This is a genomic window from Pedobacter sp. 01T416_2, assembly GCF_056398925.1.
On record NZ_JBFTQI010000398.1, the window covers coordinates 1 to 5,362 of the forward strand.

Here is a 5,362-nt window from a genome sequence, read left to right on the forward strand (position 1 = left end):
AAAAAACTGATTATTAAGCTCATCCCCAAAAAGCTGGTTGAGATTATAAAAACTAAATTTGAAGTACCTTCCCAAAAATCTTCATTTACAAGACTGAAGAAATTGGGTTTCAATCCTAAAAAAATTATCGACATTGGTGCTTATGAGGGGCAGTGGGCTTTGGAGATTAATCAGATTTTTCCGGGTGTGCAGCTATTGATGATTGAAGGACAGCAAAATAAAAAACCTCTTTTAGATCAGGTATCAAAGCAAATCTTTGGTTCAAAAGTAAATATTGCCCTTTTGGGTGCTGAAAAAAAATATGTTGAATTTAATATTTACGAATCAGCGAGTTCCATTTTCAAAGAGGATAATGAAACCAATGCAAAAGTGGAGACTATACAACTTCAACTTCTAGATGAAATTGCTGTAGAAACAGGTTTCGAATCTGTAGACCTTATTAAACTTGATACCCAAGGGTCGGAAATTGAAATCTTAGAAGGCGGTTTGAACGTTTTAAAATCTGCTCAGGCAGTACTCATAGAAGTTTCCATGCTGGGGATCTACAAAGGTGCACCATTAGTTAGCGACGTCATTTCATTTATGAAGGATAATGGGTTTATCTTATATGATATATGCTCAATTATGCGTAGGCCTTACGATAAAGCACTGTTTCAATCAGATTTTCTATTTATTAAACAAACACATCCGTTAGTTTCATCAACACGATGGCTCTAGCTAAACTATGAAAGTTGTATTGATTACATCAGGACAACCCTCCACAAACCCTAGGCTTGTGAAAGAGGCTTTTGCCCTAATAAATGCAGGCTATGAAGTAACTTTGATTTACYAATTTCGTATAGCTTGGGCCGAACGCCTGGATTTTGAAATTTTAAACGAGACAAGATTAAAATCCATCAAGGTTGGAGGGCATCCAACTGAAAGTAGAATAACTTATCTTTCCACAACAATTAGGCATAGGCTGGCACGATGGTTAGCAAAGCTTATTGGTATTAAATTTACAGCACTTTATGCTATTGGAAGATGTACTCCTGAATTGGTTAATCAGGCTAAAAAAATAAAAGCAGATGTTTATATCGCCCATAATTTAGCCGCACTCCCAGCAGCAGCACTCGCTGCAAAGAAAAACAAAGCGAAATTGGGCTTTGATGCTGAGGACTTTCACCGCCATGAAGTATATGATGACCCTCAGCAATTTGATGTGCGTTTAAAGGCACATTTGGAAGATAGATATTTACCAATTTTAGACTACTTAAGTACTGCTAGTCCGTTAATCAGTAAAGCTTACCAGCATCTCTATCCAAACTTAAGACCACACACCATTCTTAATGTTTTTCCAAAAGAAAACATTAATGAAGAAATTATACATGATTACCCTATTAAATTGTTTTGGTTTTCTCAAGTCATTGGTAGAGATAGGGGCTTGGAAGCTGTTATCAAAGCTATTGGTAATTGTAAGCAAAAGTTTGAATTACATTTATTGGGTGAGCTTAAGGATGGAGTTAAAGATTATTTTAATCAAATTGCGTTAGAAAATGAGGTGTTTCATCCAATATGCTATTATCATCCTATTTCTCCGGACCAAATTATTTCATTTGCCCAAAAGTTTGACATCGGCTTAGCAACAGAAATTGGAATTCCGAAAAATCGAGATATCTGTTTAACCAATAAAATCTTTACTTATATCCAGTCTGGATTAGCAATTATTGCATCAGACACCACTGCTCAAAAACTATTAATTGAAGATTACCCTAACATGGGAATAATCTATAAGAAAAACGACCCTGAGTCTTTGACCCATGCCTTAAAAATGTATTTAGAAGATAAATATTTATTATTTGCTCATCAAAAACAAGCTTTTAAGTATGCAGGTGAAACTTTAAACTGGGATATTGAAAAGGAAAAATTTCTATCTAATGTAAAATATACAATCGAAAATTGAAATTTAGTTGAAACGCGTTCTCATCATATCTCCTTATTTTCCTCCTGCCAATACAGCGGATATGCAACGCATTAGAATGAGTTTGCCATACTTTGAAAACTTTGGATGGGATGCAGAAGTTGTAACTGTTGAAGATGAATATATTGATACAGTAAAAGACCCACTTTTATTACAATCTATACCAGATAAGATAAAAATTCATCACGTAAAAGCGCTATCAAAAAAATGGACAAGTAAGCTTGGACTTGGGAGTTTAGCTTTACGCTCTTTATGGTTTTACCGAAATAAGGTAAATGAGTTACTAAAAAAGGAAACATTCGATTTAATATATTTTTCGACTACTGCTTTTCCAATTTGTATTTTGGGCGCTTATTGGAAAAAAAAACATGGTATACCTTATGTTATCGATATGCAAGATCCTTGGCATACTGATTACTATCAAAGTAAAACAAAAAAAGAAAGACCTAAAAAGTATTGGTTCTCCTACCGTTTGAATAAATATTTAGAACCAATTGCCATGAGAAGTGTTGATGGCTTAATCAGTGTTTCAGCAGGTTATATTGATACTTTAAAAATTCGTTATGCATATTTAAAAGATAAACCAAGTGCTGTGATTACTTTTGGCGCTTTTGATTTGGATTTTAAAATTGCAACAATCAATGGTTCAAACCTAAAAATTCGATTTGACAGCAGTCACATTAATTTGGTTTATGTAGGCAGAGGTGGCTATGATCTGCATCCAGCGCTGAATACACTTTTTACATTATTCAAAAAAGGACTAGAATTAAACCCCACTGTGTTCAAGAAAATTAGAATGCATTTTATAGGTACAAGTTACGCACCACAAGGAAAGGGTGAGCACACAATTTTACCTATGGCCCAACGCTTTAACATCTTACCTTTTGTGCATGAGCAAACGGATAGAATTGGTTTTTACGATAGCATAAATTGCTTGCAACAAGCTGACGGTTTGCTTATCATTGGATCGAATCAAGCTGCATATACAGCTTCAAAACTTTATCCGTATATCTTAGCTAAAAAACCGCTGCTTGCTGTTTTGCACCAAGCAAGCAGTGCTACACAAATCATCAACGATTGTAATGCTGGATATCATTTGGATATTGATGCAATTGAAAATTCTGCCTTTGATCAACTAAATGAATATCTACAAAATGTTGTGCAAAAATTAATCCCTCAAACAAATTGGAAAGCATTTCAACCCTATACAGCATCTGCAATGACAAAAGAGCAAGTAAACCTATTCAATAAAGTTATTTAAATGCAATCCATTTATAAATTTATTTTAAAAAGACCTTTTTTTAGAGGGCAGGATAGAATATTTAATTATCTTTTTACTAAGCATAAATTAAAAAAAGCAGTCCAAATTGCCGAACCATTGGAAGGTAATTTCAAAATCTATTGCGATACTTCAACATGGATTGGAGGAAAAATTGCTTATACAGGAGATTACGAACCAGAACTTAAAAAAGTTTTTAAATCTATTATTAAACCAGGCGATCATATTTTAGACATCGGAGCAAATATTGGATTTCATACCATATATTTTGCTCAGCTTACAGGAAATACGGGTACAGTGACTGCCTTTGAGCCTGTTCCACATAACTATATTGCCCTCAAGAAAAATATTGAGTTAAATAATTTTACGAATATTAACCCCCAAAATATTGCTTTAAGCAATAAAAATGAGCAAATTAACATCCAAGCAGATTTAAGGAGTACCAATCCTGGTGCTTACAATCTATTCGACCAAAATGGCGATGTTTCTATAAAGTGTTTTGTAGGTGATGAAGTTATTGGGGATCGAAAAGTCGACTTCATAAAAATTGATGTTGAAGGGTATGAAAGTTTTGTTTTAGATGGATTGATAGAAACAATAAAGAAAAATAAGCCAAAAATCATTTTCGAGTACGATAAACATTACCATATAAAAACTGGTCGGGCAGAAGATTATATACTTACCTTACTGGCTTCATTAAATTATGGCTTTGAATATATCCATAGAAATGGGTTGAAGAAAATTATCAGCTTTGAAAATTTAGTTTCGGGTAATATTATAGCTATGCCTAATGATTAAAAAACTCGCTATAATTACTACCCACCCTATCCAATATTATGCGCCAGTTTTTAGGCTTTTAAGCAACAAAGTCGAACTTAAAGTATTTTACACGTGGGGAGAAAGTTCACTAAATAAATTTGACAAGGGATTTGGAAGGCAAGTTGAATGGGATTTACCACTTTTAGATGGATATGATTCTGCGTTTCTAGAAAACATAGCTAAAGATCAAGGCACACATCATTTCAATGGTATTGTGAATCCCAATCTCATCGACACGATACAAAGCTTTAAACCCGATGCCATTTTAGTTTATGGATGGGCATGGCGCAGCCATTTAAAAGCAATTCGATATTTTAAAGGGAAAATCCCAGTTTATTTTAGGGGCGATTCTACCCTACTCAATCATCAATTTGGTTTAAAATCTATTGTGAAAAATATTTTTCTTAAATGGGTTTACCGTCATATCTACGTAGCTTTTTATGTAGGTAAACAAAACAAGGCTTATTTCAAAAAGTATGATGTAGATGAAAAACAACTGGTTTTTGCACCGCATGCGATAGATAATGAACGGTTTGCAGAAGATAGACATATAGAAGCAAGTTCTTTAAGAACTAAGTTCGGCATAGATTCTAGTGAAATATTAATTCTTTTTGCAGGTAAGTTTGATCTTGTTAAAAATCCTTTCATTTTATTAGATGCTTTTATTAATCTTGACTTGAAAAATACACATTTACTTTTTATTGGAAATGGAGTGTTAGAGGGGAGTTTGAAAAGGAAAGTTGAGGGATTAGGAACGAAGAGATCCTTCGACTACGCTCAGGATGACAGTATAAAAAAGAGAATTCATTTTATTGATTTTCAGAATCAAACAGCAATGCCAGTTGTGTATCAGGCCTGTGATTTATTTTGTTTGCCATCTTTGAGCGAAACATGGGGATTGGCTGTTAATGAAGCCATGGCTGCCGGAAAAGCAATATTGATCTCTAATAAAGTTGGTTGTGCTGCGGATCTGGTTAAATCTACAATTAATGGAGAAATATTTAAATCGGGAGATTTGGGCGATCTCAAACAAAAACTTAGTGCATTAACTGAAAATAAAGATAAATTAGCACAAATGGGAAGCCTATCAAGACAAATTATCAAAGATTGGTCGTTTGAAAAACAAGTGAAGGCCATTGTAGGTACAATTCATAATAACGATGCAAAATAATAACCCAACCAAACTTATTTTAACGCTATACTTTCCTGTTTTGGTTTGCTATTTATTAATCAATAGTCCAATCATTTCCTATTTTGTGGCATGGTTTGGTTCGCTTTTTATCTTTTATACCACTATTTTGTCA

5 protein-coding genes and 1 pseudogene are annotated in these 5,362 nt (G+C 33.8%); all 6 read left to right on the plus strand.

Translation table 11 applies throughout. The features are described 5' to 3' along the window. The coding region (locus AC1DPQ_RS16410; RefSeq protein ID WP_477610266.1) for an FkbM family methyltransferase at positions 1 to 717 on the plus strand (717 nt) is incomplete at its 5' end. 7 nt (positions 718 to 724) lie between these two features. Beyond that, complete coding sequence (locus tag AC1DPQ_RS16415; protein WP_477610267.1) at positions 725 to 1,942, plus strand: glycosyltransferase family protein; 1,218 nt, start codon at positions 725 to 727, stop codon at positions 1,940 to 1,942. A 7-nt stretch (positions 1,943 to 1,949) separates the two neighbouring features. Continuing rightward, complete coding sequence (locus tag AC1DPQ_RS16420) at positions 1,950 to 3,221, plus strand: glycosyltransferase (RefSeq protein ID WP_477584777.1); 1,272 nt, start codon at positions 1,950 to 1,952, stop codon at positions 3,219 to 3,221. After that, a complete protein-coding gene (locus tag AC1DPQ_RS16425) occupies positions 3,222 to 4,037 on the plus strand; it encodes an FkbM family methyltransferase (protein WP_477584776.1) in 816 nt (271 codons plus the stop codon). It begins immediately after the preceding gene. After that, positions 4,030 to 5,229 (plus strand): glycosyltransferase family 4 protein, encoded by a 1,200-nt coding sequence (locus AC1DPQ_RS16430; RefSeq protein WP_477584775.1) that lies wholly within the window; start codon positions 4,030 to 4,032, stop codon positions 5,227 to 5,229. The genes AC1DPQ_RS16425 and AC1DPQ_RS16430 overlap by 8 nt, the downstream gene beginning before the upstream one ends. Beyond that, positions 5,219 to 5,362: pseudogene (locus AC1DPQ_RS16435) on the plus strand (exosortase Y-associated Wzy-like protein); the annotation flags it as partial. The gene AC1DPQ_RS16430 and the pseudogene AC1DPQ_RS16435, both read left to right, overlap by 11 nt.